The sequence below is a fragment of the Paraburkholderia sp. FW306-02-B genome (assembly GCF_058782725.1).
The window spans coordinates 332,252-357,274 of the sequence record NZ_JBYSXZ010000002.1 but is presented as its reverse complement, the minus strand read 5'-3'; the positions used below and the strand labels follow the sequence as shown (position 1 = coordinate 357,274).

The window sequence follows — 25,023 nt, the reverse complement described above, 5'->3', positions numbered from 1 at the left end:
CACCAAAAAAGACGTTTACTTCCTCCGTTTCCGGGCTTAGCTTCACGCACCAGGATGCAAGCGTTTCGGGATCATTGGGCTGTGGCTGACGCTCCCGGCCCGGCCGGGGTATGTGACGCAACCAGGTCGTGTCCACATGGTCGATCATGAACAAAACTATCGGACTGTCATGACTTTCATCAGCGGAAAGTGGAATCGGAAATTGGTGCTGCTTCGCGTATTGTCGATTGCAGTACCGTTTCTGACTTTGAGTCTTTCGCCCGCCGCAGCACGGGCGGACACGACGGTCGCCACTGAAGAAATCTGCATGCCTGAGGGGACGTATCCAATGTTCGGCGGTGGCACGACCGTCTTCTCTTACAACAAGACCTGCTTTAGCCGCCCCGCAACCGACACCTATCCGTGGGAGAAAAAATCCCCGGGCGCGACGAAAGGCGCCCCAGACCCTTTCAATGGATCACGGGTGGTGCGCTACGACTACCACGACGCGCTGTACCACTGTGCGAAGCGCGATATGCGGCTACCGACGGTCGATGAACTGAAGGCGCTGTTCGCGTACGCGAACACTGATAACAGTACAGGTACGGGGAGCAAATACGCGATCGTCGCGCCAAAAAACGATTCGCGCTATCCAGGTGGTCTCTATGGCTGGGGGGGCGGCAGCCTATATTGGTCACACACCTTGGCCGGCAAGGGATTCCACAAGGCGGTCAATCTTGGCAATGGCCGAATAAGCAGTTACTACGATTCGCATAAAAGCTACGTATCGTGCGTACGGTGAAAGGGTTCACCATGCAGTCGGCCCGGCTGCCTTTATCGATAAATCGGCAGTAGCAGAAACAACTTGATGACGATTGCATTTGCGATGTCGATAAAGAACGCGCCTACCATCGGCACCACCAGGAACGCCAGGTGGGAAGGCCCGAACCGATCCGTAATGGCCTGCATGTTGGCGATCGCGGTCGGCGTGGCGCCGAGGCCGAAGCCACAGTGTCCGGCTGACAGCACCGCCGCATCATAGTTGCGTCCCATGATTCGAAAGGTGACGAAAATGGCGTAGGCGGCCATCGCGATCGCCTGCACGACCAGGATGGCGAAAAGCGGCAACGCAAGCGAGGCTAGGTCCCATAACCGTAGGCTCATCAGCGCGATCGCGAGAAAGAGTCCGAGGCTCACATTGCCGAGCAGCGACACTGCAAGCTCAAGGACCTGATACCAGCCGAGCATGGCGAGGCCGTTGCGCAGGACGACACCGACGAACAATACGCACACGAACGCGGGTAGCTCGAACGCAGTGCCGTTTATCCAGGATGCGAGCGCCGAACCGACTGCAAGGCAAACGGCGACCAACGCGATTGTCTCGATGAGGGCCTCGGCCGTGATCGGGCGAACAGCTTTGGGTTGCTCGAAACCGGTTGCGGCTGCAACTTCGGGTTCCGGCTTGGGGGCAAGGCCATGATGCGTGATCAGAAAACGCGCAACCGGCCCGCCGACCAATCCCCCGAGTATCAAGCCGAACGTGGCACAGGCAATCGCAATTTCCGTTGCTGAAGCGAGCCCGTGACGCTCCGCGAACACTTTCGCCCATGCCGCGCCAGTGCCATGACCGCCTGAAAGGGTCACCGACGCCCCTAGCAGGCCGAGCAGGCGATCTTGCCCCAACGCCCAGGCGAGGGCGATACCGAGCGCATCCTGCATCACGAGCAAGCCGACAACTACGCCGAGAAAGACCATGAGCGCACGCCCGCCTGCTTTCAACCCTGCCAGATCTGCGTTAAGACCGATGGTGGCGAAGAAAGTGAGCATCAGCGGCGCTTGAAGCGTCGTATCGAAACGCACTTCGATATGTGAGGTGCTGCGTAATGCAAAAACCAGCAACGCTACCAGTAGGCCGCCGACCACCGGCTCGGGAATGCTGTAGGTTCGCAATATGGATGTCCGGGCAAGGATCTGCCGCCCGAGCAGCAGAACCAGCGCGGCGGCCATCAGCGTTTCCAGCGTGTCGAGGCTCACGATGTTTTTCCCCCGATGAGAGGCCGATTAGTTGACCCCGCGCGAAGCGGGTATCCTGGCGTGACCCGATGCGAACCTGAGAAGCAGACAACCGATAGTGCCCGATAGCGTTGCGCCGCGATTGTGTCCAGCCGAACGGAGCGAAGCATTCAGGGCTGTCGAACGCGGGCGAGCCGATGAACAGGCTCATCGTAAAGCCGACGCCACGGCCTGCGGCGATGCCGAGTGTAGGTACTTTCCCGGCGTCGAGCTAGTGTGCGGCGCGCTTCGTCGTCAGAGCACGCGCGCCGAAATCGCCGCGTTCGAAAGTTTCGCTCTTAAGTCCTGGCGAGAAGAAAGCGCTCGATGGCCGTCACGAGCGCGAGGGGGTTTCATTCATCGGATAGCGTCTGGACCATGCATGAGGGGTTCGTTCCACCAGGCTTTCGATGAACCGAATCCCCAACCCACGCTCTTAAATCGCTTTCGTCACCGGCGCAGTCGCGGCCGGATCGGTAATGCTGGCCTTGCCAGTTTCCACATGACCCGCTATCCGCCGCAACCAGCCCGCATTGCCGGCAACCGTCAATTGAAAGTCATACCACTGGCTGCTGCATGACAGGTCCCAGTGCGCCTCCACGCTCTTGCCCGGCGGAACCGTCAAAGTAAGCGGCGGCTGGCCGTAGGCGACGTCGGCAGCGGTCACCGTGAGCGCCGTAGTCCCCGCGTTGGACAGCGTGACATAGACGTTGCCGTTGGCCACGTCGTAACAGGTCACGACGTCCGGCTTGGCGGCGGCATCGGCGCTGGACGAACCCGCGAAGCGCCGGAAATAGCCGTTCGGGCCGTAGACGTTCACCATGTAATTGCCGTTCGCGTCGAATGCCCACGTATCGGTCAGCTGCTTGCCGGCCTCGACGGTGTAGCGACGCGGCATCGCCGTCGGATCGCCCGTATATACCCAGAAATGCGCGCCTTGCGTGCCGGTGTTGGCAAACGTCAGCGCATACGCTTGCGCCTGCAACTGACCGTTCACATGCAACTCGTACGGCAGTGCCCGCGCGGGCCGCGTGCCCGCCTCCTGCGCCGCCACGACTTGTTGAGCGGTGCTGGCCGGCGCGGCCTGCGCCGTCGAGCGCGCGCATTGCAAATCGGCCTGAGAGACGTATGTCTGGGTGCTCGGCAGCGACGGCACCGCCGGGTCCGGCTTCGAAAAATCGAGCGCCGTGGTGAGGTCGCCGCAGATGGCGCGGCGCCACGGCGAGATATTGGTTTCCACCACACCGAAACGCTTTTCGATGAATTGCAGCACCGACGTGTGATCGAACACCTGCGAGCAGACGAAACCGCCCTTCGACCACGGCGACACGACCGTCATCGGCACGCGCGGCCCGAGGCCGTACGGCAGGTTGTCGGCGGTGTATGTGCTGCTCTGCGTCGCGGTCACGACGTTATGCCGTTCGAGCGTGATGTCCACGGTGCTCATGCCCGAGCCCGGCAGCGTCGGCGCTTGCGGCGGCACGACGTGATCGAAGAACCCGTCGTTCTCGTCGTACATGATGAAGAGGACGGTCTTGCTCCAGACGTCGGGATTCGACGTCAGCGCATCGAGGATCGTGGAGATGTAGTTGGCGCCGTAGAGCGGCGTGAACTTCGGATGCTCCGAATACGCGGCGGGCGGCAACAGCCACGACACCTGCGGCAACGCATTGGCTTGCACGTCCGCCTTCAGCTGCGTGAGCGTGCGCGTGCTCATCCCCCGGGTTTGCAGTGACGAGCCTGCCGGTGCGTTCACGAAGTTCTGGAACGAGGCCAGCATGTTCGTGCCGTAGTTGCCGCTGAAATTGTCGAAGCCGGTACCCTGCTGGTAGATCTGCCAGGAGATGCCGGCCTGTTCCAGCCGCTCCGGATAAGTAGTCCAGCTGAAGGGCTGCAGTTTGATGCTGTCGAACTGGTTGTCGATGAAATCGGTGTTGTCGAGCAGCGGGCCGCCGCCCGTCCCCAGCGGATCGACCATCCCCGTCATCAGATACATGCGGTTCGGGTGCGTATTGCCCGGGATCGAACAGAAGTAGTTGTCGCACACCGTGAAGGCATCGGCGAGCGCGTAATGGAACGGAATGTCCTCGCGCACGTGATAGCCCATCGTCATGTTGGTCTTCTGCACCGCCCACTTGTCGGCACGGCCACTGTCGATCGCGCCATGCGTCGTGCTCCACGTGTGCGGCAGGCCACCGATGCACTGTGCGTTGACGTTCGGATTGCTCGTGTCGTACCGGAACGGCGCGATCACCTTCGCCGGATCCTCCTGGCGCGGCTGGAACCACACCGGCTGGCCGTTCGGCAGTGTCACGGGAAAGCGGTCGTTATAGCCGCGCACGCCGCTCAGGTGACCGAGATAGTGATCGAACGAGCGGTTTTCCTGCATGAAGACGACGATGTGCTGAACATCCTGGATCGTGCCGCTGACCGAACTCGGCTCGATAGCCAGCGCCTTGCGAATCGATTCAGGAAACAGGGTGGTGGCGGCTGTCGCCCCGGCCAGTCCGGCGGACAGCTTCAGAAAATCTCGACGAGTTTTGGCGACCATACGATGGACCTAATTTGAATTCTGACGTCAGGAGGCAGGCGGGGTAAAGCCCGGCGGGCAGCTCATTCGAGCATTGGCAACAGTGGCGTTGCCACACGCCGACTTGGCCGGTGGATCGGACGATACGCCGTCGCCGCACGCGCCGAGCAGCGCTGTCGAGGCAAAGAGGGCGATGAGCGCGAAAAGCCGGAATGCCGAAGTCGGCATGAGTGTCTCCGTGGAAATGATTGACGGACGCGATCGCGCGTCGACAAACGCCGCGCTCGGGCGCAAGCGTTGCCGAGAAGATAGTTTCAGTTTGTTACATGCGAGTGTCGTGTCGGAAAGCAGGGGGACGAGCGCGTGGACGTCCTTCCAACAGCATTGACCTGGCATGGGGGCTTTCGACGTCGGGCGACGTCGAGGCCTGCCTCGATATGCACCTCGGATGTGCGCCTAAGTGACGACTTCGGGGGTCCGCGAAACCGGAGAGAGGCGCGTGCACGCGCACGGGTGTGCGCGTGCGTTCCTTATAACAAAAGGCTCAGATTCAACTACTGCGTGCTTGCGGTCGTTGCATTCGCAACGGACGCGCCTTTCATGCTCCGAACTGCTTCAGCAGCCGAAGGCGCGAGTTTTTGTACGGCGAGCGACGCTTCGAAGGCGTCGCGACGCGCCTGCTTCGCCTGTTCGTAGTCAGCTTCCAATTCGACGATCCGACGGTCGTACCAGTTCTTCACGCAAGCCTTATCGGTGCAGTTGTGCTGGCGCCAGATCCATTGCTGGGTGCGCGCCGCTTCGAGCGCTGTGGCGTCGAGCGTAGTGTCCTTTGCACGTTGCCAGGAGGCAGCGAGACGGTCGTCGAGTGCCGAAAGTTCCGGATCATGACAGACGATCTTTTCCGACGCGGATAACTTGCTCGTGCACTTGAAGCTTGCCGCAGATGCGTCGACGGCAAGCAGCGCGCCTGCCGTCAAAGTGCCAATCGACAGCAGTACTGACGACTTCACGAAGTACGTGAGAGTGCGGGAGAAAGCAGTGTTGAAAGTGGACATACCGAGCCTCTATTCAGGGAAGTAACCAGGCTGAGGCGTGGCGCGACATCGTCACGGCCTGCCGCCATGCATTCAGGGATGCGAGTCCTGTGAGAACAGGATAGTGCGGACAGCCTTTTGTGATGGCGGGAGAAGGCCCCGTGATTCGAAAGTGATTACAAGATATTGCCGCACGGAGCGAACCCGGCAGCCGCTCCTTCAACGCCAGAGATCAAGGGCTTCTTGCGCCGATGAAACCCGCTTCACAGCCGACAGGTTTTAGCTATATGCGCCAGAAGAGTGACACCAAGGACGCGCAGGCAGAGTTCATCGCTCACCAGCGACAGGCCCCCGCTTTCCTGCCGTCCTGGACGTTGCGCTTGCACGGCTCGCGCCGGCTCCTACGCTCGACTCCCTGACCACCAGTTCGGGCACCGCGAAGTATTGCACCGTCGGCTTTTCGTCCTCCGCTGTTTCGCTCAGCCGGGCCAGCAGCGTCTCGCTCGCGATGGTGCCGAGCTTGTCCGCGCCGGCGAATAGCGTCGTCAATGGCGGGTTCGTGTGCTCCGCCGCCACGACATTGTCACAGCCCACAACGGCCAGCGCTTTACCCGCGCGCTTACCCATCCTGTCGAGCTCATGCAATACACCGATGGCGACCTGATCGTTGTAGCAGACCACCGCCGTTGGCCTCGACTTCATCTCGAAGATCGCACGAACCGCCTTGCGGCCTCCCTCCGGCGTCAACTCGACATCGACAATCCAGTCATCGCTGACGGCCAGCGAATGCTTCGCCATCGCGGACAAGTAGCCCTGACGGCGTTGGTTGGCAACGGCATAGCCTTTCCGGTTGCCGGCGAAAGCGATTCGCGTATGCCCCTGCTCGATCAGATGCTCAGTCGCGAGCGCAAAGCCGTATTCGTTATCGACGCCAACCGTGTCGACGTCGGTGCCCATAGGACGCATCACAAGAACAAGGGGAATTCCCCACGACTGAATTTCAGCAGGCAATTGATCGGGCGTACCCAACGCAGGCGACATGATGAGGCCCGCGACATTCTGCTCGCGCATCGACCGCAGAACCCTTGTCTGCGTTTCGAGGCTTTCAGCAGTGTGTGCCATCAACGTCGTATAGCCCGATTGCGCCAGTACCCGCTCGATTGCAACCAGCAACTCGACAAAGAAGGGATTGGTCAGGTCGTTGATCACCATGCCGATTGTCGTGCTGCGCCGTCCTCTGAGCGTGGCTGCGCCCCGGTTGTAGACATAGCCCAGTTCGTGAGCCGCCTCGCGCACCTTTTCCGCGGTTTCCGCCTTGATCCGCGGGCTCTCCTGCAAGACCAGGGAAACCGTAGATTTGGAAACGCCCGCCTTGGCGGCAATGTCCTGAATAGTCGGACCAGATTTCATGTTGCTATGCACAATTGGAACGTTCCAAAAAGTGTTTGACAGCGTGATTTGAGTCTACTACAGTTTGCTGGAACGATCCAATAACCACAAGTTGGAACGTTCCAATGGAGGGAGACAATGTCCAAAATCCGCTGGGCGCTGATAGGCGCCAGTACCATCGCCGACGAGTGGATGGTCAACGCGATCAAGTCGCAGCCGGACGGTTCGGTAGAAGCCGTCGTCAGCGGCGATGCCGGCCGCGCCCGTGAATTCGCACAAAAGCATGGCATTCCAATGGCATCGGCGGACCTGGACGCTGTCCTCGCCGATCCAGCCATTGATGCCGTCTACGTCAGCAGCACCAACGAAAAACACCTGCCTCAAGTCCTCGCCGCAGCGAAAGCCGGCAAGCACGTCCTCTGCGAAAAGCCCCTCGCCCTTTCGGAAGTCGAGGCGGCACAGATGATCGAAGCCTGTGCCGCAAACAAGGTGATGCTCGGCACCAACCACCATCTGCGTTGCGCAGCGTCGCATCGGAAGATGCGCGAACTCATTCGCGCCGGCGCCGTTGGAACGCCACTTTATGTGCGGGTGTTCCACGCGGTCTCTCTGCCGCCGCATTTGCGCGGCTGGCGGATCGAGCGTCAGGACGCAGGCGGCGGTGTCATTCTGGACATATCCGTGCACGACGTCGACACCTTGCGCTTTCTTCTCGACGACGAACCCGTGGAAGTCAGCGCGATGACCGCCTCAGGAACGATGAGTGCCGCCGGCCTCGCCGACGGCGTGATGGCCATCATCCGTTTCAAAAACGGCGTCCTTGCACAGATCCACGACGCCTTCACTGTCCCCTACGCGCCGACGGGCCTGGAAGTTCACGGCACGGCAGGTTCACTGTTCGCGCGGGACGTCATGACCCAGCGCGCCATTGGCCAGATCGAGTGGCGATCCGCCGGCGGCACCGAGCTCGTCGATATCGCACATGGCGATCTGTACGTCACGGCCGTAGCCCAGTTTCATCGCGCGATCACAGAGGGAGAAGACCCCGCAGCGAGCGGCATCGACGGGTACCGCTCCCTGATCACCGCTCTGGCTCTCGCGAAATCCGCCGAGACAGGCGAGCACATGCCGGTTCCTACTCAATTTGCGCGTTAAGAAAGTCCGAGGAGATTCACTGTGGGTTCTAGCAAGGTAGTTTCGCTGGCAACGGCCGCGAGTCTGATCAACGACGGCGACGTGGTGACCGTGAGCTCGTCGAGCGGGCTGGGATGCCCGGATGCAATGCTCGCCGCAATCGGCGCGCGCTTCGACAAACAGAGCCATCCGCGCAATCTCACGCTGCTTCACCCGATCGCTGCAGGCGATATGTATGGCATCAAGGGCATCGATCATGTTGCGAAAAAGGGGTTGATCGATACCGTCGTTGCCGGTTCGTTTCCCAGTGGTCCATCGAGCCTGCCCATGCCAGACATCTGGCACATGGTCGTCGACAACGATATTCGCGCCTACAACCTGCCGAGCGGCGTGTTGTTCGACATGCATCGCGAGGTGGCCGCCAAACGTCCTGGCGTGTTGACCAAGGTCGGACTCGATACTTTTGTCGATCCGTCCCGGCAAGGCGGCGCAATGAACGCACGGGCCGCGGAACATCCAATCGTAGAGAAGGTTTCGTTCGACGGGGACGAATGGCTGCACTACAGGAACTTCGTTCCGCAGGTAGCCATTGTGCGAGCCACCACGGCTGATGAGCGCGGCAACCTCTCCTTCGAACACGAAGGGGCGCTCCTCGGCGGACGGGATCAGGCACTGGCCGCCCGCAACAACGGCGGCATCGTGATCGCACAGGTCAAACGCGTGGTCAAGGCCGGCTCACTTCATACCCAGGCGGTCCACATTCCCTGCAACCTTGTGGACTATGTCGTCGTCGATCCTGAACAGAAGCAGACGACCCAGATCGAATACGACCCGGAAATCAGCGGCGAAGTGAAGTTGCCAGATAGCGCCTTTGCCTTTGCGGAGTGGAATGCGGACAAGGTCATCGCGCGGCGTGCCGCGATAGAGCTCGCGCAGAACGATGCGGTGAACCTCGGCTTCGGCATTTCAGCGAATGTCCCTCGCATTCTGCTCGAGGAAGGATACCGCGATGACGTGACGTGGGTCATCGAGCAAGGCGCGGTCGGTGGCATTCCACTGCTCGGCTTCGCGTTCGGCTGTTCCGGCAATGCGGACGCGATCATGCCGTCGCCGTCACAGTTCGTGTACTTCCAGGGCGGCGGATTCGACGTTTCGTTGTTGTCGTTCCTGCAAGTCGACCGCTTCGGCAACGTGAACGTGTCGAAGCTGCCGAGCAAACCCTATCTGACTGCGGGCTGCGGCGGATTCATCGACATCACGACACACGCGAAGCGGCTGGTGTTCAGCGGCTACTTTACCGCTGGCGCCAAACTCGAAGTGGGCGATGGTCGCCTGACGATCCTCAAGGAAGGAAAGAAGAAGTTCATCGCTGACGTGGACCACGTCACGTTCAGCGGCCGCATGGGCCGGCAGCGCGATCAGGAAGTGCTTTATGTCACGGAACGCTGCGTGATCCGGCTCGGCTCCGACGGACTCGAGGTGACCGAAATCGCACCCGGCATCGATCTGCAGAGAGACGTGCTGGATCAGTCAGACATCGAGCTTGCGGTTTCGCCGGCGCTCAAAACCATGGACGCGTCGATTTTCACGGACTCGCCGTTTGGTTTGAAGCTCAAGGAGGCCCGCCATGTCTGATCAGCCACTCATCCAGATCGAAAAGATAGGACCGGTTGCAGTTGTCATGCTCAATCGGCCCGAGAAGCTGAACTCCCTCACGCCTTCCATGCTGAACCAGCTGGAGGCCGCTGCGGGAACGCTCGAAGCGGATGCGACCCTGCGTGCCGTCGTACTCACAGGTGCCGGAGAGCGGGCATTCTGCGTCGGCGCCGACATCAACGAATGGGCTGCTCTTGCCCCGCTCGATATGTGGCGTGTGTGGGTCACCCGCGGCCATCGAATCTTCGATCGTTGGGCTGCACTGCGGCTGCCGGTTGTCACAGCTATCAATGGCCCAGCGTTCGGTGGCGGTCTCGAGCTGGCGGCGGTGGCGGATGTGCGCGTGGCTGATCCGGCGGCGACCTTCGCGCTGCCTGAGGCAAGCATTGCCACCTGCCCTGGTTGGTCAGGCACACAACGGCTGGTTTCGCTGATTGGTCCCAGCCATGTGAAATCGCTCGCGCTCACGGCTCGCAGGATCGACGCGCAACGCGCATACGGAATCGGACTCATCGACGAGATCTCGCAGCCGAAGGAGTCGCTCACCGCGGCCATCGCCGTCGCCGAAAAGATTGCGACGCTGGCGCCTGTGTCCGTGCAACTGACCAAACAGCTGATCAACGCCGCCTCTGGACACGGAGCCGGCGCAACCCTGGAAGCGATGGCCGGCGCATTGTCCGCAACGACACATGACGCCCGCGAAGGTATGGCCAGCTTCCGCGAACGCCGCAAGGCGCAATACGAGGGTCAATGACATGACGAACGAATCTGCAAATTCCACAGTGCCCGCCGCTTCCGCGCTGCTGACCGGAGCTAACGCGCCAACGCAGGATGCCTATCACGGCAGGATGTACATCGATGGCACGTGGACCGAATCGCAGGACGGTGCGCGCTTCGAGCGTCGCAGTCCGGCGCATGGGCACGTCGTGAGCACGTTTCCGGAAGCAACTTCCACCGACGTTGAAGCAGCGATCAAAGCCGCTGATCTCGCATTCCGGAAGGGACCGTGGCCGAAGCTCAAGGGCGTCGAGCGTGCGCGGATTCTTCTCGCGGTCGCCGACGGGATCAAGGCCCGCGTCGAAAAGATGTCGCTCCTCGAATCGCTCGAAACGGGCAAACCGCTCTCGCAGGCTCGCGGCGAAGTGTCCGGTTGTATCGACCTATGGCAATACGCGGCCAGTCTCGCGCGTACGACCAGCGGCGACGCCTACGACACGCTTGGCGAAGACATGCTCGGCATCGTGCTGCGCCAGCCGATCGGTGTAGTCGGCCTGATCACGCCGTGGAATTTCCCACTATGGATTCTTTCGCAGAAGCTGCCCTTCGCGCTCGCAGCCGGCTGCACATGCATCGTTAAACCGAGCGAGCTGACGTCGAGCACCACCGTGATGCTCATGGAAGTGCTCGAAGAAGCCGGTGTGCCTCCAGGCGTCGTCAATGTGGTAACCGGCAAAGGCCCGACGGTCGGTCAACCGCTCGCGGAACACCCGGCCATCGACATGCTGTCGTTCACCGGTTCGACGCGGGTCGGCAGCATGCTCGGCGGACTCGCCTCGAAGAACCTGAAGAAAATCGCGCTGGAACTCGGCGGCAAGAACCCGCAGATCGTGTTCCCCGATTGCGACTGGGAGGCGATGGTCGACGCAGTCGTGTTCGGCGTGTATTTCAATGCGGGCGAATGTTGCAACAGCGGCAGCCGCGTGCTCGTCCATGAATCCATTGCGGAGCGCTTCGCGCAGGCAGTGGTTGAACGGGCCAGACAGGTTCCGGTCGGCGATCCGCTGCATCCGGATTGCAAGGTCGGCGCGATCGTCAGCGAAAACCAGTTGAGCGAAATCCTCGGCAATATCAGCAAGGGGGTCAACGCCGGCGCGAAGCTACGCCTCGGCGGCAAACGCTACGACGCGAAAGGCCTCTATCTCGAGCCCACGATCATCAGCGACGTCACGCCCGACATGGGTATCGCGCGCGACGAGATCTTCGGTCCGGTCCTCGTGATCATTCCGTTCTCCGATACCCAGCAGGCGATCGACGTCGCCAACGACACCGCCTACGGCCTTTCCGCTGCCGTGTGGAGCAGCGACATCGACACGTGCCTGACCGTTGCGCGCGGCGTCGATGCCGGGACGGTCTGGGTGAACACATTCCTCGACGGTTATCCGGAGTTGCCATTCGGCGGCTTCAAGTCGAGCGGCGTGGGACGTGAACTCGGCAAGCAGGCGGTTGAAGACTACACCGAGACCAAAACGATCCAGCTTCACATCGGAGAGCGGAAGAACTGGTGGTTACCGCGCCCGGCGGCTTAACCCTCATCACCACCATCACCTGGCCACGGCGCTATGTCGCCGTGTAATCGAGAAGAGACCCCATCAAGGGAGCGTAATCATGGAGACGAAGATGTTCAAGAAGCGCATTGTTGCGATCGCCGCCGGACTGCTTGCCTGCCACTGCATGTCTGCCGTTGCGGCCGATACCAAGCAGGTGGAGGCGATGCACTGGTGGACTTCCGGCGGCGAAGCCAAGGCACTGAGCGTGCTCAAGGACGACCTGAAGCAGAAGGGCTACGCATGGAAGGACAGCCCGATCGCCGGCGGCGGCGGTGAGGCTGCGCGAACCGTGCTGCGCGCACGCATTGCGTCGAATAACCCACCGGATGCCATGCAGATGCTCGGCTTCAGTGTTCAGGATTACGCGGAACAGAGCCTGCTCAACCCGCTCGATGGCGTGGCGACCAAAGGCGGTTGGGACAAGCTCGTGCCTGCTCCGATCCAACGCTTTTCGAAAGCGGATGGTCACTGGTACGCCGTGCCGATCGACGTGCACAGCACCAACTGGATCTGGGCGAACAAAAAGATTTTCGATGAGCTCAAGCTGACGCCCCCGCAGACCTTCGACGAACTGGTGGCCGACGCCGACAAGATCCGCAAGGCGGGGTACGTTCCGCTCGCCCATGGCGGGCAGGCATGGCAGGAAGCGACGATCTTCGACAGTGCTGTGATGTCGGCCGGCGGACCGAAGTTCTACACGGACGCGATGGTCAATCTCGACACCAAGGCGATTGGCTCGAAGACGATGGAAAAGGCCTTCGACCAGATGCGCAAGCTGCGCGGCATGGTCGACCCTAACTTCTCCGGTCGCGACTGGAACCTCGCGACCTCGATGGTCATCACGGGCAAGGCTGCCATGCAGATCATGGGCGACTGGGCCAAGGGCGAATTCACGAATGCAGGCAAGAAGCCCGGTGTCGACTATCTGTGCATGCGCTATCCGGGAACTCAAGGCGACTTCATCTTCGTGACCGACCAGTTCGCCACGTTCAAGGCTGGCGCCGACCGCCAGCCGGGTGAATATGCTTTCGCGGAAGCCGTCATGGACAAGGGTGTGCAGGCCAGATTCAACCAGGTGAAGGGTGCGATCCCGGCACGCCTCGATGTTCCCTCCGACGGCTTCGACGAATGCGGTGTGAAATCGATGAACGACATGCGCACCGCGTTGAAGAACGGCACGATGGTCGGCAGCTTCGCTCACGGCCAGGCAATGCCGGAATCGTCGAAGACCGCCATGTACGACGTGGTGACCCACTTCTTCAACTCGAATCAGTCGTCTGCCGACGCAGTGAAAGCGCTTGTGACGGCCGTACAGAACTCGAAGTGATCGACTAGCCGGTGACGCGGGATGTCGCCAGGTATCCCGCCCGTGTATTCGTTGTACTTGATGTGCAGGTGATGCCATGCTCTTACACAATCGCGCCCATTCCGTTGACGCGGCTGGCCCTTTGAACCCGCCCGCCGGACCGGTTGCTAAAAAGCGCTCCTTTCGCAACCAGTTCGAAGCCATTCTTCCGAAGCTCGTTCTCAGTCCGACGCTGATCGTCACGCTCGTTTTTGTCTACGGCTTTATCGCATGGACGACGATTCTCTCGTTCACCCGCTCTCGCGCGTTCGCCAACTTCAAATGGGCGGGTTTTCTGCAGTATGGCCGCGTCTGGGAGCATCCGCGCTGGCACGTGGCCGTGACGAATCTGGGTATCTACGCATCGCTGTATGTGGTGCTTTGTCTCGTGATCGGTCTCACGCTGGCCATCCTTCTAGACCAGAGAATCCGCGCCGAAGGTGGTCTGCGCGCCATCTTTCTCTATCCGATGGCGCTGTCGTTCATCGTCACCGGTACAGCGTGGAAGTGGATTCTCAATCCGGGGCTCGGACTCACCAAGCTCTTCCATGACTGGGGATGGTCCAGCTTCCAGTTCGACTGGATCATCACTGACGACATGGCCATTTACACGGTGGTGATCGCCGCGGTGTGGCAGGCCTCCGGCTTTGTGATGGCGATGTTTCTTGCAGGCCTCCGCGGAATCGATCAGGAGATGATCAAGGCAGCGTCGATCGACGGCGCGCGTATGCCGGCGATCTACCGCCGCATCATCATCCCGCAGTTGCGTCCCGTGTTCATTTCCGCGCTCGTCATTCTCGTGCACCTTGCCGTCAAGAGCTACGAGCTGGTGATCGCGCTAACCGGAGCAGGACCGGGCTACGCCACCGAACTGCCGTCGACCTTCATGTACTCGTTCACCTTCACGCGAAACGAGCTCGGCATGGGGGCTGCCAGCGCCGTGATGATGTTGTGCACCGTCGCGGCCATCATGGTGCCGTATCTCTACTCCGAAATGCGCCCCCGCCGTACCGCGGGTGGGCACTAAGCGAATCACCAAGCCGAATCATCAAGCCTCAAGGAGACAATGATGGCTGCCAAATCATGGGACTCACCACAGATGGTGGTGGGCAAGCATAACTACATCTCGCGCATCGTGATCTACTCGATGCTGGCTATAACAGCCGTGGTGTACCTCGTACCGCTGCTTGTCATGCTTTTGACTTCGTTCAAGCCGCTGCCGGAAGTCTACGCGGGCAATATCCTCGCGCTGCCTCACGAATGGACCCTGGCCGCGTGGGAAAAAGCATGGGGCACGGCGTGCGTGGGCCTCGATTGCTCAGGGGTGAAAGGCTTCTTCTGGAACTCGTTCCGGATGGTGTTTTCAGCCGTGGCGCTCTCCACATTGATCGGCGCACTGAACGGCTACGTGCTGACCAAGTGGCGTTTCAAGGGCGACAACGTGCTGTTCGCGCTCGTCCTGTTCGGTTGCTTCATTCCGTTTCAGATCGTCCTCATCCCGATGGCGTCGTTCCTCGGGAAGGTCGGGCTTGCACAGTCGATTCCCGGCCTCGTGTTCGTTCACGTCGTGTATGGCCTCTGCTTTACGACGCTGTACTTTCGCAACTACTACATCGCGTTTCCGGACGAACTCGTCAAGGCAGCGATGATCGACGGCGCCCGCTTCTTCCGGATTTTCTTCCGGATTCTGCTTCCGAACTCGGTGCCGATCATCACCGTCACGGTGATCTGGCAGTTCACGAATATCTGGAATGACTTCCTGTTCGGCGCCTCTTTCACGACCGGCAGCACGGCGCCGATCACGGTCGCGCTCAACAACATCGTCAATACGTCCACCGGTGTGAAGGAATACAACGTCCAGATGGCAACGGCAATGATCGCTGCCTTGCCGACGCTTCTGGTCTATGTGATCGGCGGTCGTTACTTCGTTCGCGGTTTGATGGCCGGTTCGGTCAAGGGGTAAAACATGTCTTCTCTGCACGTATCAAATGTCCGCAAGGCCTACGGCTCAACTGAAATCCTTCGTGAAATCAATATCGATGTCGAAGACGGGGACTTTCTCGTTCTGGTCGGCCCCTCCGGTTGCGGCAAGTCCACCCTGCTCTCCCTGATTGCGGGCCTCGACACGCTGAGCGGCGGCGAGATCCGCATCGGCGACGACAAGGTCAACGACCTGCATCCCAGCGAACGCGACATCGCGATGGTGTTCCAGAGCTATGCGCTCTATCCCAACATGACGGTCGGCCAGAACATCAGCTTCGGCCTCGAGATGCGCAAGGTGTCGAAGCCGGAGCGCGAGAAGGCCGTACAGGATGCGGCGCGCCTCCTGCAGATCGAGCATTTGCTGGACCGCCGCCCGGCCCAGCTTTCAGGTGGCCAGCGTCAGCGCGTCGCAATGGGCCGCGCGCTGGTGCGACACCCGAAGATTTTTCTGTTCGACGAACCGCTCTCGAATCTCGACGCCAAGCTTCGCGTCGATATGCGCACCGAGATCAAGAAGCTGCATCAGCGGCTCGGTGCAACGATCGTCTACGTCACACACGACCAGATCGAGGCGATGACGCTTGCTACTCGGATCGCCGTGATGAAGGGCGGCATCCTTCAGCAGCTCGGCACACCCGCTGAGGTCTACAACACGCCCGCGAACACGTTCGTGGCCACCTTCATGGGATCGCCGTCGATGAATCTGATCCCGGCTCGTATCGAGCGGAAGAACGGCACGCTCAATCTGCAGATCGGCAGCGGTCAGGATGCCATCGACCTGGCATTACCGCCCCAACCGGCGGCCGTGGAGCGGTATGTCGGCAGGGACGTGATCGCCGGCCTGCGTCCCGAAGCGATCGGCGTCGAGAACGAACGCGCCACGTCCTCCATCCGTACGGTGCCCGTGAAGATCAACGTGCTCGAGCCGACCGGTCCTGACACGTTGGCCGTTCTGGAGTTTGGCGGCATGGAAGTATCGGCGCGCTTGGGCGCCGATATGCCTCACCAGTCCGGGGAGCGCTGCGATCTACGGGTGGACCTGTCGAAACTCGTCCTCTTCGACGCAGAAACGGAAGCCCGGATTCATTGAGCCATGCATGGCGCTGCGGCGCTTCGAGCATAGATAGATGGTGTAGCCATGAGCAAGTCAGAGAGAAAGTACCCGACCGCACTGGTAACCGGCGGCCGGCGAGGCATCGGTCGGTCGATCTGCGTCGCGCTCGCGCGCCGCGAGTTCGACGTCGTGCTGACGGATGTCGTGCAGGATGAAGAGGCAGAGCACACCTGCGCACTGATCCGGCAGGAAGGTCAGGATGCACTGTTTGTGCAGAGCAACCTGAGTGATCTTGGTTCGCATGCGAAGGTTGTCGATGAGGCCACCCGTTTCAAAGGCAGCATCGAGTGCCTGGTGAACAATGCCGGCGTGGGTTCACCAAGCCGCGGAGATCTGCTCGACGTCTCGGCCGAGGCATTCGATATGGTGGTCGGCATCAATCTGCGCGGAACGTTTTTTATGTCGCAGGCAGTGGCCCGTCACATGACAGCCACACCGTCCGACCTTGCCCGCTCGATCATCACGGTCTCGTCGGTTTCCGCCGAAATGGCCTCCCCCGAACGCGCGGAGTACTGCCTGTCGAAATCGGCCTTACCCATGATGACCCGGCTTTTCGCGCTACGCCTGGCCCGCGCGAATATCTCCGTCTTCGAGGTCCGTCCCGGGATCATCAGAACACCGATGACGGCGGGCGTCGCGCAAAAGTACGAGGCACGTTTCGAACAGGGCCTCGTCCCCGCCGGACGCTGGGGTGAAAGCGACGAGGTCGGCCAGGCGGTCGCGACGCTGGCCGAAGGCTCCCTCCCGTTCGCCACGGGGAGTGTACTGAATGTGGACGGTGGCCTGTCCATCCCCGCTTTTTGAAGCCGACTGACATGAAAACGACAACATACGACTACGTGATTGTGGGCGGCGGCTCGGCGGGCTGCGTACTTGCCAATCGCCTGAGCGCCGACCCCTCGGTGAAAGTCCTGCTGCTCGAAGCGGGCGGCTCGGACCGCCATCCCTTCTTTGCGATGCCGGCGGGCTTCGCAAAGATGACCAGGGGCATCGGCTCATGGGGGTGGTACACCGTGCCGCAAAAGCATCTGAATAATCGCGTCCTGCGCTTCACCCAGGCCAAGGTGATCGGAGGCGGCTCGTCCATCAATGCCCAACTTTATACGCGCGGCGTGGCTGCCGACTACGACGAATGGGAGAGCAAGGCCGGCGCCACCGGTTGGTCTTATCGCGACGTTCTGCCCTACTTCAAGCGCTCGGAGAACAATCAGCGCTTTGCCAACGAATATCACGGCTATGGCGGCCCGCTCGGGGTGTCGAATCCGATCAGCCCGTTGCCGATCTGCGAAGCGTTCTTTCAGGCCGGACAGGAACTGGGGATTCCTTTTAACCCCGATTTCAATGGAGCGAGCCAGGAGGGACTCGGGTACTACCAGCTCACCCAGCTCGATGCCCGGCGGTCCTCCACGGCGACCGGCTTTATCAAGCCTGTGCTCGACCGGCCAAACCTGACTGTCTGGATGCAGGCGAGATCGCTGCGCGTTCTTGTCGAGGCGAATCGCGCAGTTGGCGTCGAACTCGTCGTAGGTGATAGTCGCGATCCGCAGGTAGTGCGTGCCGAGCGGGAGGTCATTGTCTCGTCGGGCGCAATCGGCTCGCCGAAACTGTTGATGCAGTCCGGCATCGGTCCGGCTGATCACCTGGAATCGGTCGGTGTCAAAGCCATTCATAACCTCGGTGGTATCGGCGGGAATCTGCAGGATCACCTGGATCTCTTTGTCATCGCGGAGTGTACGGGTGATCACACTTACGACAAGTACAACAAGCTGCACAACGCAGCATGGGCGGCATTGCAGTACCTGGTGCTGAAGAAAGGGCCTGTCGCCTCGAGTCTCTTCGAAACGGGGGGCTTCTGGTATGCGGACCGCGATGCTGCGTCGCGTGCCCGCTCGCCCGACATCCAGTTTCACCTCGGTTTGGGATCGGGTATCGAAGCAGGCATGGCGAAACTGAAAAACGCAGGGGTGACGTTGAATACTGCGTACCTTCGCCCACGCTCTCGAGGCACCGTGCGCCTGTCGAATTCCGATCCGGCCGCGGCTCCCCTGCTCGACCCCAACTACTGGTCCGATCCTTACGATCGCGACATGGCGATCAAGGGCCTTCGGCTTGCGCGCGACATCATGAGCGCGCCCGCCATGAAGCGGTATGTGCAAAGTGAAGTGCTGCCTGGGCCGCGTGCGAACACGGACCAGGAGTTATTCGAATACGCCTGCGCAAACGCTAAAACCGACCATCATCCGGTCGGTACTTGCCGCATGGGCCCCATGAGCAATCCGGATAGCGTCGTGACGCCCGATCTACGTCTGATCGGCCTCGACGGCTTGCGTGTGGTCGACGCGTCAGTCATGCCGTTCGTACCTTCGTGCAACACCAACGCACCGACAATCATGGTCGCAGAGAAAGCGGCCGACATGATCATTCAATCCAGACATTGAGAGAGGGTCTCATGAAGATCAATCTGCCAGCTCACGACGGCACGATTCAAGCCTATGCCATGCAACATCAGGAAAACGCGACGCCGCCCGCGACGATCCCTGCGTTTAACCGCATTGCGTACGCAGCGGCACACGTCGTCGTCGATCCGCGCGCCGCGTACGAACCATGGAGCGACGCACCGCGCATTGACTGGGACAGCACGCTTGCGTTTCGCGAGTACCTCTACAGTCTCGGCTTCAAGGTCGCGGAAGCGATGGACACGGCGCAGCGTGGCATGGGCATGGGCATCGGCTGGCCGACTGCTGCCGAGCTGATCCGACGCAGCATCGCCCATGCTCGCGCCATACCGGGCGCCGACCTGGCCTGTGGGGCGGGCACCGATCATCTGGATAATGCGCGCCGCCACACACTGTCGGACATCATCAATGCATACAACGAGCAGTTCGAGGTAGTGGAGTCCGCGGGCGGCCGCCCGATCATGATGGCAAGCCGCGCGCTCTGTGCGGCGGCCCGCTCTGCCGACGACTACAAAAACGTCTATGACGCCGTGATCTCCTCGTCGCGCAACAAGGTCGTTCTGCACTGGCTCGGCGAGGCGTTCGACACATCGCTCTCGGGCTACTGGGGCTGCAACGATGTTCAGACTTCGACGGCAACGGTCCTCGACATCATCAGACAGCACCGGAGCAACATCGAGGGGATCAAGATTTCGCTGCTCAATGCCGAATACGAGCGCCAGCTACGGTCCCAGCTTCCCGAAGGCGTCGTCATGTATACCGGCGACGACTACAACTACGGCGACCTGATCGCGGGTGACAGCACCGGGAAATCGCACGCGTTGCTCGGCATCTTCGATCCGATCGCGCCGGTCGCGTCCCGAGCGCTGGTGGCGCTTGCGGCAGGCGATCTCGAACGCTACCACCAGTTGATTACGCCGACGGTCGCCTTGTCGCGCGAGTTGTTCGTCGCGCCGACGCAGTATTACAAGGCAGGTGTCGTGTTTCTCGCATGGCTGAACGGCCATCAAAGTCATTTCTCGATGGCGGGTGGCATGCAGTCGGCCCGTTCCGCCCTGCACTACGCCGAGGTATTCAGAAAAGCAGATGTAGCTGGCGTTCTGATTCGTCCGGAACTGGCGCGTCGCCGGATGGGCGAATTCCTCAATCTCCATGCCGGAATTGAGAACCAGAAGTGAGTCTCGCCGCATTGAACGCCAGTGGCGTCGTTCGGCGAGTGGAAGAACGAGATGCGGGACGTGAGGCCGTCATGCCAACAGGAACAGCTTTTTCCGATCAGCTACGTCGCCTGCGAAGGCAGGCGCGTACGACCATCTTGCCTCGACTCGATGCCGTTGCGTCGAGAGCCATCGGGGAAATTGCCATCAATCTTGCATTGCGACGAGGGCTGTCCGTAAGCGTTTGCATCGCAAGACCAGGGCAGACATTGTTTTTTTGCGCGCTGGACGGTTCCGGCGCACTCGATGAGACACGACTGCAGGCGCGAATGAAGGCGGCGTTGGCGTTCGGACAGAGTTCGATGGAAGTCGGTCTTCGGCTTCGTCAAAGCGGCCGTTCGCTGCCGGATTTCGGATTCGACAACGAAACGCTCAGCATCGAGGGCGGAGCCATTCCGCTGTTCGTTCGCGAGCAGGGACTGGAAGGCGCGGCGGCGATAGCCGGACTCACCAGCGAAGCCGATCATGAACTTATCGTCGAGGCAGTCTGCTGGCATGTCGGTGTTGAATACGACCGCAGTTTTGTCGGTTCACCGTTTCAAAGGGCGGCAGCGCAATCGCGGATTCGTAACAACGGTCTGAGAATCTAGGGACAAGGAGACAAAAATGACGGGACAGATAGCCACAAGCATCTCAACGAAACACGAGCCGGATATTGCCGTCGGCGGCAAAGATCTCAGACGGGTCATCAGCGCCAGCGTCGCCGGCAGCGCGATGGAATGGTACGACTTCAGTATCTACGGCACTGCGTCGGCGCTGATATTCTCGGACCTATTCTTCCCCGGGCTGGACAAGGCAGCGGGACTGCTGGCGATATTCGGCGCGTATGCCGCAGGCTTTTTCGCGCGCCCCTTCGGCGGGCTTTTTTTCGGCTGGCTCGGCGACAAGTACGGTCGCAAGAGTGTACTCGTTGCGACGGTACTGCTAATGGGAGGGTCGACATTCTGTATCGGTCTTCTACCGACCTATCACGAGGTCGGCGTCTGGGCAGCGGTGTTTCTGGTGGCGCTGCGACTGCTGCAGGGCTTCGGCGCCGGCGCGGAGCAAGCCGGCGCCTCCTTGATCGTTTCAGAATTCGCACCGCCCAAGCGACGCGGTTTTTACGCGGCCCTGCCATTCGCGGGATGCATTGTCGGCATCTTGTTGGCCAACGGGATTTTCACCGTCGTGCAGCGCTTGCCTAAGGAAGAATTTCTGAGTTACGGATGGCGCGTGCCGTTTCTGTTTAGCGCCGCTGTGATCGTCGTCGGCATTGTTATCCGGATGCGGGTGAAAGAAAGTCCTGTGTTCGAGGAAATCAAAAAAACGGGTCATGCGAGCAAGCGCCCGGTCCGCGATCTGATGTCTGAGGCACGCGGCACGTTGCTGGTCGCGTTCTGTCTTCGAGTTGGCGAGAACGGCTCCTCCTACCTCTACCAGGTGTTCGCATTGAGCTACCTGACCAAGGTGTTGCTGGTCGACAAGTCGGTCGGCACGATCGGGGTCACGATTGCGGCAGCGCTTGCAGTATTGACTATCCCGTTGATGGGCTGGCTCTCCGACCGATTCGGTCGGCGCCTGATGTATCGGCTCGCCGCTCTCTTTACCAGTCTCTGGGCATTCCCTGCATTCTGGCTGTTCAGCACAAAGGATCCCGTGCTGATTGTCGTCAGCATGGCGATGGCGATCGGAGTCGGCGTATTCGGAATGTACGGCATCCAGGGCGCGTACTTCCCCGAACTTTTCAATGCGCGCTATCGGTATACCGGCATTGCCGTGAGCAAGGAGTTCGCGGCAGTCGCATCGGGTGGTATCGCACCGTTCGTTGCCACGGCCTTGCTGGCCTGGGCACAGGGTGCGTACTGGCCGATCGCGACGTACATCGCCGTGCTGGCTGGCATCAGCTTCGTGGCCACTTTCTTCGCGCCGGAAACGCGCGGAATCAGCTTGCGGAAGTGAGGAGCAGTTCGGGAACGGCAGCCGAGGTAAGGCCGCCATTCTCTGGAACTGGCCGATTCCCGACTATTATTCCAAACTCAACAGGACGTCGTAATCGTGGCGTGAAATAGGGTGACCCAAGTAATCCCTGGACGATGAGCGAGCAATCGGTTGTGAAGCTTCCCTGATCTAATCAGGCCTTTCGCCAACCAGAACCGACGTAGCGGACCATGCCGCCTGCACTTCTGCAATCAGTGCTGCCGAGCGTCCTTCGTAACGCGGCGAAAAGTGGAACGGCACTACCGCTCGGGCTCCGATCCGGCGCGCGATCAGACCGGCCTGGCGGGCCGTCAGGTGATTCTTGCGCAGGCCATGGCTCTTGTCCTCGTCAAGAAATACGCTCTCGATAAAAAGCAGGTCCACGTCGTGCATCAATTGCGACAGGGTCTCTACGTTCGGTTCCGTGTAGCGCAAATCCGTTACGTAGCCAATGCGCCGCCCAGGAATGATGTCGAGAATCAGGTGACGCAGTTCGCCGACCTGTCGGGTCATGGCGTGCCCGCCATGCCGATCGCGCCACCGCACCTGGATTGGCGCCTCGTCAGGGGCGCCGGTCAGCACCGCATGTTTCAGTTCGTGCAGCCACGCCCCCGTCGACACCCCCAGCGCCGCGAGCCTGTCCTTCGCGACGTTGACGCGTGCCTTCTCCTCGATCATGTACGCAACGCACGGGATGTCATGATCGACAAAGCGGCCACGCACGCGAAAGGTTGCTTCGTCATGCAACACGTCATCAGCTGGTTCAAAGGATGGCCCGGCTTCGCGGGCGAACCGTCTCCGACTGGAGAAGAGTGCGCGCTGCCCGCCACCGTCCACTCCGATTTCGCGCGCGTCGATCACCAGCTCGACCTCATAGCGATGCACCACGTTCCAGGTATAGGCGCTCAGCTTGTGTTCGACTTGTGTGAGAAAGTTGGGGCCGCCAAACATCACGATGCCAGCCTTGCGCCCGAGCATCACGCGCAAGAGATGATCGAAGCCGGAAAAATGGTCCATGTGCGTATGGGTAACAAACACATGTGACAAACGCATCAGGTGGCGGGGCAGCAGCCTGGCGATATCGCCAAGATCGAAAAGGAGAGCACGCCGTTCGTCGCAAAAGTCCACGTATAGACCTGGGTCGCCAAACGCGTCATTGACAAGCCATGGTTTGAAGAGGGCATGCATGAATCTGTCAGGGTGGCGTACGAATGGTTTTCAGGCGAGTGCTCAGCAGACTTCGAGGCGCAGCGCCGCGTCGTTTAAGTAGCTACTCCGATACGGGGCTTGTTACGCGCAGTCAAACGACAACTCCTCTCGCATGTTCCATCCGTCAGGTGGATGAACGTAGTATGGATCTTCTTCGTGCTATGGCAAAAATCAGAACTGTCCGCGGCCTCAGTCCCGGCTCGTAAAGACCGTCAATACCCCGGTATAGCCGTAAAGGTGACGCCTTGCAATCTCGCCGCCGGCGAAGAATCCCACCAGCGGCTGATAGAACAAAAGCGGCATCGCCGTAGGACGTATTGGCCGTGATTCGGCGGCCGCATCGGCGACGGAAATTCACAGCACGCGCAGCGTTGGCGAGCGACCGATGGTTGATCGCCATCCGGCGGCGCCTGGGTTCAAACTTCAGTCTGCTCCACGCGCTCAAGCGCATCATCTGCCTCGATGCCAAGAGATACCATCGAGGTAAAGGGGGAACGTTGCAGAGCGTTCAATTCATTGCCGCGCTGGCTTCATCCATGCTCGATGCCAAGCAGCCGCGCGTCCAGCCGCCGCGCTAGCGCCGCGCCGCCTTCGCGCATTACTGCATCGTGGTTCCATTGGAAAACCGGTCGCAACAACGGCGCCAAAGCATTCATCCATGCGCGGTTCGTATGCACGCACCAGTCATAGCGGACCACGGTAAGGTTGCGTCCGTCGGTCGAAAAGCTCCACCGGCCGGCGCCTTCGACGTCGCCACTGGCTTCCCCCTCTAGCGCGACCAACGGGTCGACGCGCGTCACCCGCATATCGAACACGAGGCGGTAGGGCAACCAGCCTTTCCACGTATAGCGTTGTACGGCGCCCACGCCCTGATCGGAACCCGCCGCTAGCTGGTCCACGCGCTCGACGTTATTCCACCACTCGGGCCAGCGCGCCGAATCCTGGATTGCCTCCCAAACTTCCTGCACTGGCGCATCGATGCGCCAAATGGTGGAAAAGCGGTATTCGACCGTCTGCAAGCTGCCTCCATTCTTAGTATTCTTCTAGAGATTTTGTCAGATGCTCACTGCACTTGCCACCACCGGCGAAACAGCACCGCGTTTCCACCCCTCGATATCTCGTCGAGCCATCTGCAACAAAACGTAGGACAGCTAGAGGTAGCCGGCCAGTGCACGATAGCCGACGACCGAGAGCTTCACCTCAGCCAAACCCGGCCGACTGCGGCCTGACGCGACCGCCTCATGTCGACCCATTGCGGCCCGTCGACCCAGCGCGACATCTACGGCGGCTTTCAAGGTACAACGGCCGTTCGTCGACTCGCATAAGGAGACGGGAGTTCGGCCATTGCTGACATTCGATCCTCGTCGATCGTGAGGCAGGTTCGTGTCGCTCTTCTGCCATTCGGATCTCCGTAACAGCGAAGGCGCCGTTGAAAAAGATACAAAGCCCGCTTCAATCGATTTCATGCGCGGGTACTCGCCTGGTGTCTGCTGGTAATCATTATCGACGGCTACGACCTCGCCGTAGCCGGTGCCGCGCTACCGTCGATCATGAAGGACATGGGCGTCCAGCAGCGTCACGACGATGCGCGCGCCGCTGGCGCCAATGGGGTGGCCCCGCGCACAGGCCCCGCCGCCGGGCC

21 protein-coding genes and 1 pseudogene are annotated in these 25,023 nt (G+C 60.6%); 14 read left to right on the top strand and 8 right to left on the bottom strand.

What is annotated here, in order from left to right; genetic code table 11:
• The first annotated feature begins 136 nt into the window (after positions 1 to 136).
• Positions 137 to 781, top strand: coding sequence for a hypothetical protein (locus AC3WOG_RS22540; protein ID WP_492580158.1), 645 nt, complete (start codon positions 137 to 139; stop codon positions 779 to 781).
• 32 nt (positions 782 to 813) lie between these two features.
• On the opposite strand, the gene gltS is transcribed toward AC3WOG_RS22540, so the two are convergent.
• The 5 genes from gltS to AC3WOG_RS22515 all read right to left on the bottom strand — a co-directional run bounded on the left by gltS (position 814) and on the right by AC3WOG_RS22515 (position 7,005).
• Positions 814 to 2,013 (bottom strand): sodium/glutamate symporter, encoded by a 1,200-nt coding sequence (gene gltS / locus AC3WOG_RS22535; protein ID WP_492580157.1) that lies wholly within the window; start codon positions 2,011 to 2,013, stop codon positions 814 to 816.
• A 454-nt stretch (positions 2,014 to 2,467) separates the two neighbouring features.
• Positions 2,468 to 4,582, bottom strand: coding sequence for a phosphocholine-specific phospholipase C (locus AC3WOG_RS22530; protein WP_492580156.1), 2,115 nt, complete (start codon positions 4,580 to 4,582; stop codon positions 2,468 to 2,470).
• A 27-nt stretch (positions 4,583 to 4,609) separates the two neighbouring features.
• The gene (locus AC3WOG_RS22525) at positions 4,610 to 4,789 is read right to left on the bottom strand and encodes a hypothetical protein (protein WP_492580155.1); all 180 of its coding nucleotides are present in this window, start codon (positions 4,787 to 4,789) and stop codon (positions 4,610 to 4,612) included.
• Between the two features lie 326 nt (positions 4,790 to 5,115).
• A complete protein-coding gene (locus AC3WOG_RS22520) occupies positions 5,116 to 5,616 on the bottom strand; it encodes a lysozyme inhibitor LprI family protein (RefSeq protein WP_492580154.1) in 501 nt (166 codons plus the stop codon).
• A gap of 306 nt (positions 5,617 to 5,922) precedes the next feature.
• Positions 5,923 to 7,005: a LacI family DNA-binding transcriptional regulator gene (locus AC3WOG_RS22515; protein ID WP_492580153.1), complete on the bottom strand. Its 1,083-nt coding sequence runs from the start codon at positions 7,003 to 7,005 to the stop codon at positions 5,923 to 5,925.
• A 117-nt stretch (positions 7,006 to 7,122) separates the two neighbouring features.
• Between AC3WOG_RS22515 and AC3WOG_RS22510 the strand changes: the two genes are divergently transcribed.
• The 13 genes from AC3WOG_RS22510 (at position 7,123) to AC3WOG_RS22450 (ending at position 22,154) form a co-directional block, all read left to right on the top strand.
• On the top strand, positions 7,123 to 8,139 hold the full coding sequence (locus AC3WOG_RS22510) for a Gfo/Idh/MocA family protein (RefSeq protein WP_492580152.1): 1,017 nt from the start codon (positions 7,123 to 7,125) through the stop codon (positions 8,137 to 8,139).
• A 21-nt stretch (positions 8,140 to 8,160) separates the two neighbouring features.
• A complete protein-coding gene (locus AC3WOG_RS22505; protein WP_492580151.1) occupies positions 8,161 to 9,753 on the top strand; it encodes an acyl CoA:acetate/3-ketoacid CoA transferase in 1,593 nt (530 codons plus the stop codon).
• A complete protein-coding gene (locus tag AC3WOG_RS22500; protein ID WP_492580150.1) occupies positions 9,746 to 10,528 on the top strand; it encodes an enoyl-CoA hydratase/isomerase family protein in 783 nt (260 codons plus the stop codon). The genes AC3WOG_RS22505 and AC3WOG_RS22500 overlap by 8 nt, the downstream gene beginning before the upstream one ends.
• A gap of 1 nt (position 10,529) precedes the next feature.
• Positions 10,530 to 12,080 carry an aldehyde dehydrogenase family protein gene (locus AC3WOG_RS22495; RefSeq protein WP_492580149.1) on the top strand — a complete coding sequence of 517 codons (1,551 nt, stop codon included), beginning with the start codon at positions 10,530 to 10,532 and terminating at the stop codon, positions 12,078 to 12,080.
• A 91-nt stretch (positions 12,081 to 12,171) separates the two neighbouring features.
• Complete coding sequence (locus AC3WOG_RS22490; RefSeq protein WP_492582408.1) at positions 12,172 to 13,428, top strand: ABC transporter substrate-binding protein; 1,257 nt, start codon at positions 12,172 to 12,174, stop codon at positions 13,426 to 13,428.
• A gap of 76 nt (positions 13,429 to 13,504) precedes the next feature.
• Positions 13,505 to 14,473 carry a carbohydrate ABC transporter permease gene (locus AC3WOG_RS22485; protein ID WP_492580148.1) on the top strand — a complete coding sequence of 323 codons (969 nt, stop codon included), beginning with the start codon at positions 13,505 to 13,507 and terminating at the stop codon, positions 14,471 to 14,473.
• 72 nt (positions 14,474 to 14,545) lie between these two features.
• Complete coding sequence (locus AC3WOG_RS22480; protein ID WP_492582407.1) at positions 14,546 to 15,409, top strand: carbohydrate ABC transporter permease; 864 nt, start codon at positions 14,546 to 14,548, stop codon at positions 15,407 to 15,409.
• A gap of 3 nt (positions 15,410 to 15,412) precedes the next feature.
• On the top strand, positions 15,413 to 16,519 hold the full coding sequence (locus tag AC3WOG_RS22475) for an ABC transporter ATP-binding protein (protein ID WP_492580147.1): 1,107 nt from the start codon (positions 15,413 to 15,415) through the stop codon (positions 16,517 to 16,519).
• 48 nt (positions 16,520 to 16,567) lie between these two features.
• Complete coding sequence (locus AC3WOG_RS22470; protein WP_492580146.1) at positions 16,568 to 17,347, top strand: 3-ketoacyl-ACP reductase; 780 nt, start codon at positions 16,568 to 16,570, stop codon at positions 17,345 to 17,347.
• Positions 17,348 to 17,358: 11 nt separating this feature from the next.
• The gene (locus AC3WOG_RS22465; RefSeq protein ID WP_492580145.1) at positions 17,359 to 18,981 is read left to right on the top strand and encodes a GMC family oxidoreductase; all 1,623 of its coding nucleotides are present in this window, start codon (positions 17,359 to 17,361) and stop codon (positions 18,979 to 18,981) included.
• A gap of 11 nt (positions 18,982 to 18,992) precedes the next feature.
• Complete coding sequence (locus tag AC3WOG_RS22460; RefSeq protein ID WP_492580144.1) at positions 18,993 to 20,177, top strand: dihydrodipicolinate synthase family protein; 1,185 nt, start codon at positions 18,993 to 18,995, stop codon at positions 20,175 to 20,177.
• On the top strand, positions 20,174 to 20,806 hold the full coding sequence (locus tag AC3WOG_RS22455; protein WP_492580143.1) for a heme-binding protein: 633 nt from the start codon (positions 20,174 to 20,176) through the stop codon (positions 20,804 to 20,806). The genes AC3WOG_RS22460 and AC3WOG_RS22455 overlap by 4 nt, the downstream gene beginning before the upstream one ends.
• Positions 20,807 to 20,822: 16 nt before the next feature.
• Positions 20,823 to 22,154: an MFS transporter gene (locus tag AC3WOG_RS22450; RefSeq protein ID WP_492580142.1), complete on the top strand. Its 1,332-nt coding sequence runs from the start codon at positions 20,823 to 20,825 to the stop codon at positions 22,152 to 22,154.
• 168 nt (positions 22,155 to 22,322) lie between these two features.
• Here AC3WOG_RS22450 and AC3WOG_RS22445 read toward each other — a convergent pair whose 3' ends face one another.
• The 3 genes and pseudogenes from AC3WOG_RS22445 to AC3WOG_RS22435 all read right to left on the bottom strand — a co-directional run.
• Positions 22,323 to 23,360 (bottom strand): ribonuclease Z, encoded by a 1,038-nt coding sequence (locus AC3WOG_RS22445; protein ID WP_492580141.1) that lies wholly within the window; start codon positions 23,358 to 23,360, stop codon positions 22,323 to 22,325.
• Between the two features lie 551 nt (positions 23,361 to 23,911).
• Positions 23,912 to 24,400 carry an SRPBCC family protein gene (locus AC3WOG_RS22440; protein WP_492580140.1) on the bottom strand — a complete coding sequence of 163 codons (489 nt, stop codon included), beginning with the start codon at positions 24,398 to 24,400 and terminating at the stop codon, positions 23,912 to 23,914.
• Between the two features lie 543 nt (positions 24,401 to 24,943).
• A pseudogene (locus AC3WOG_RS22435) lies at positions 24,944 to 25,015 on the bottom strand (hypothetical protein); the annotation flags it as partial.
• Positions 25,016 to 25,023 lie beyond the last annotated feature (8 nt).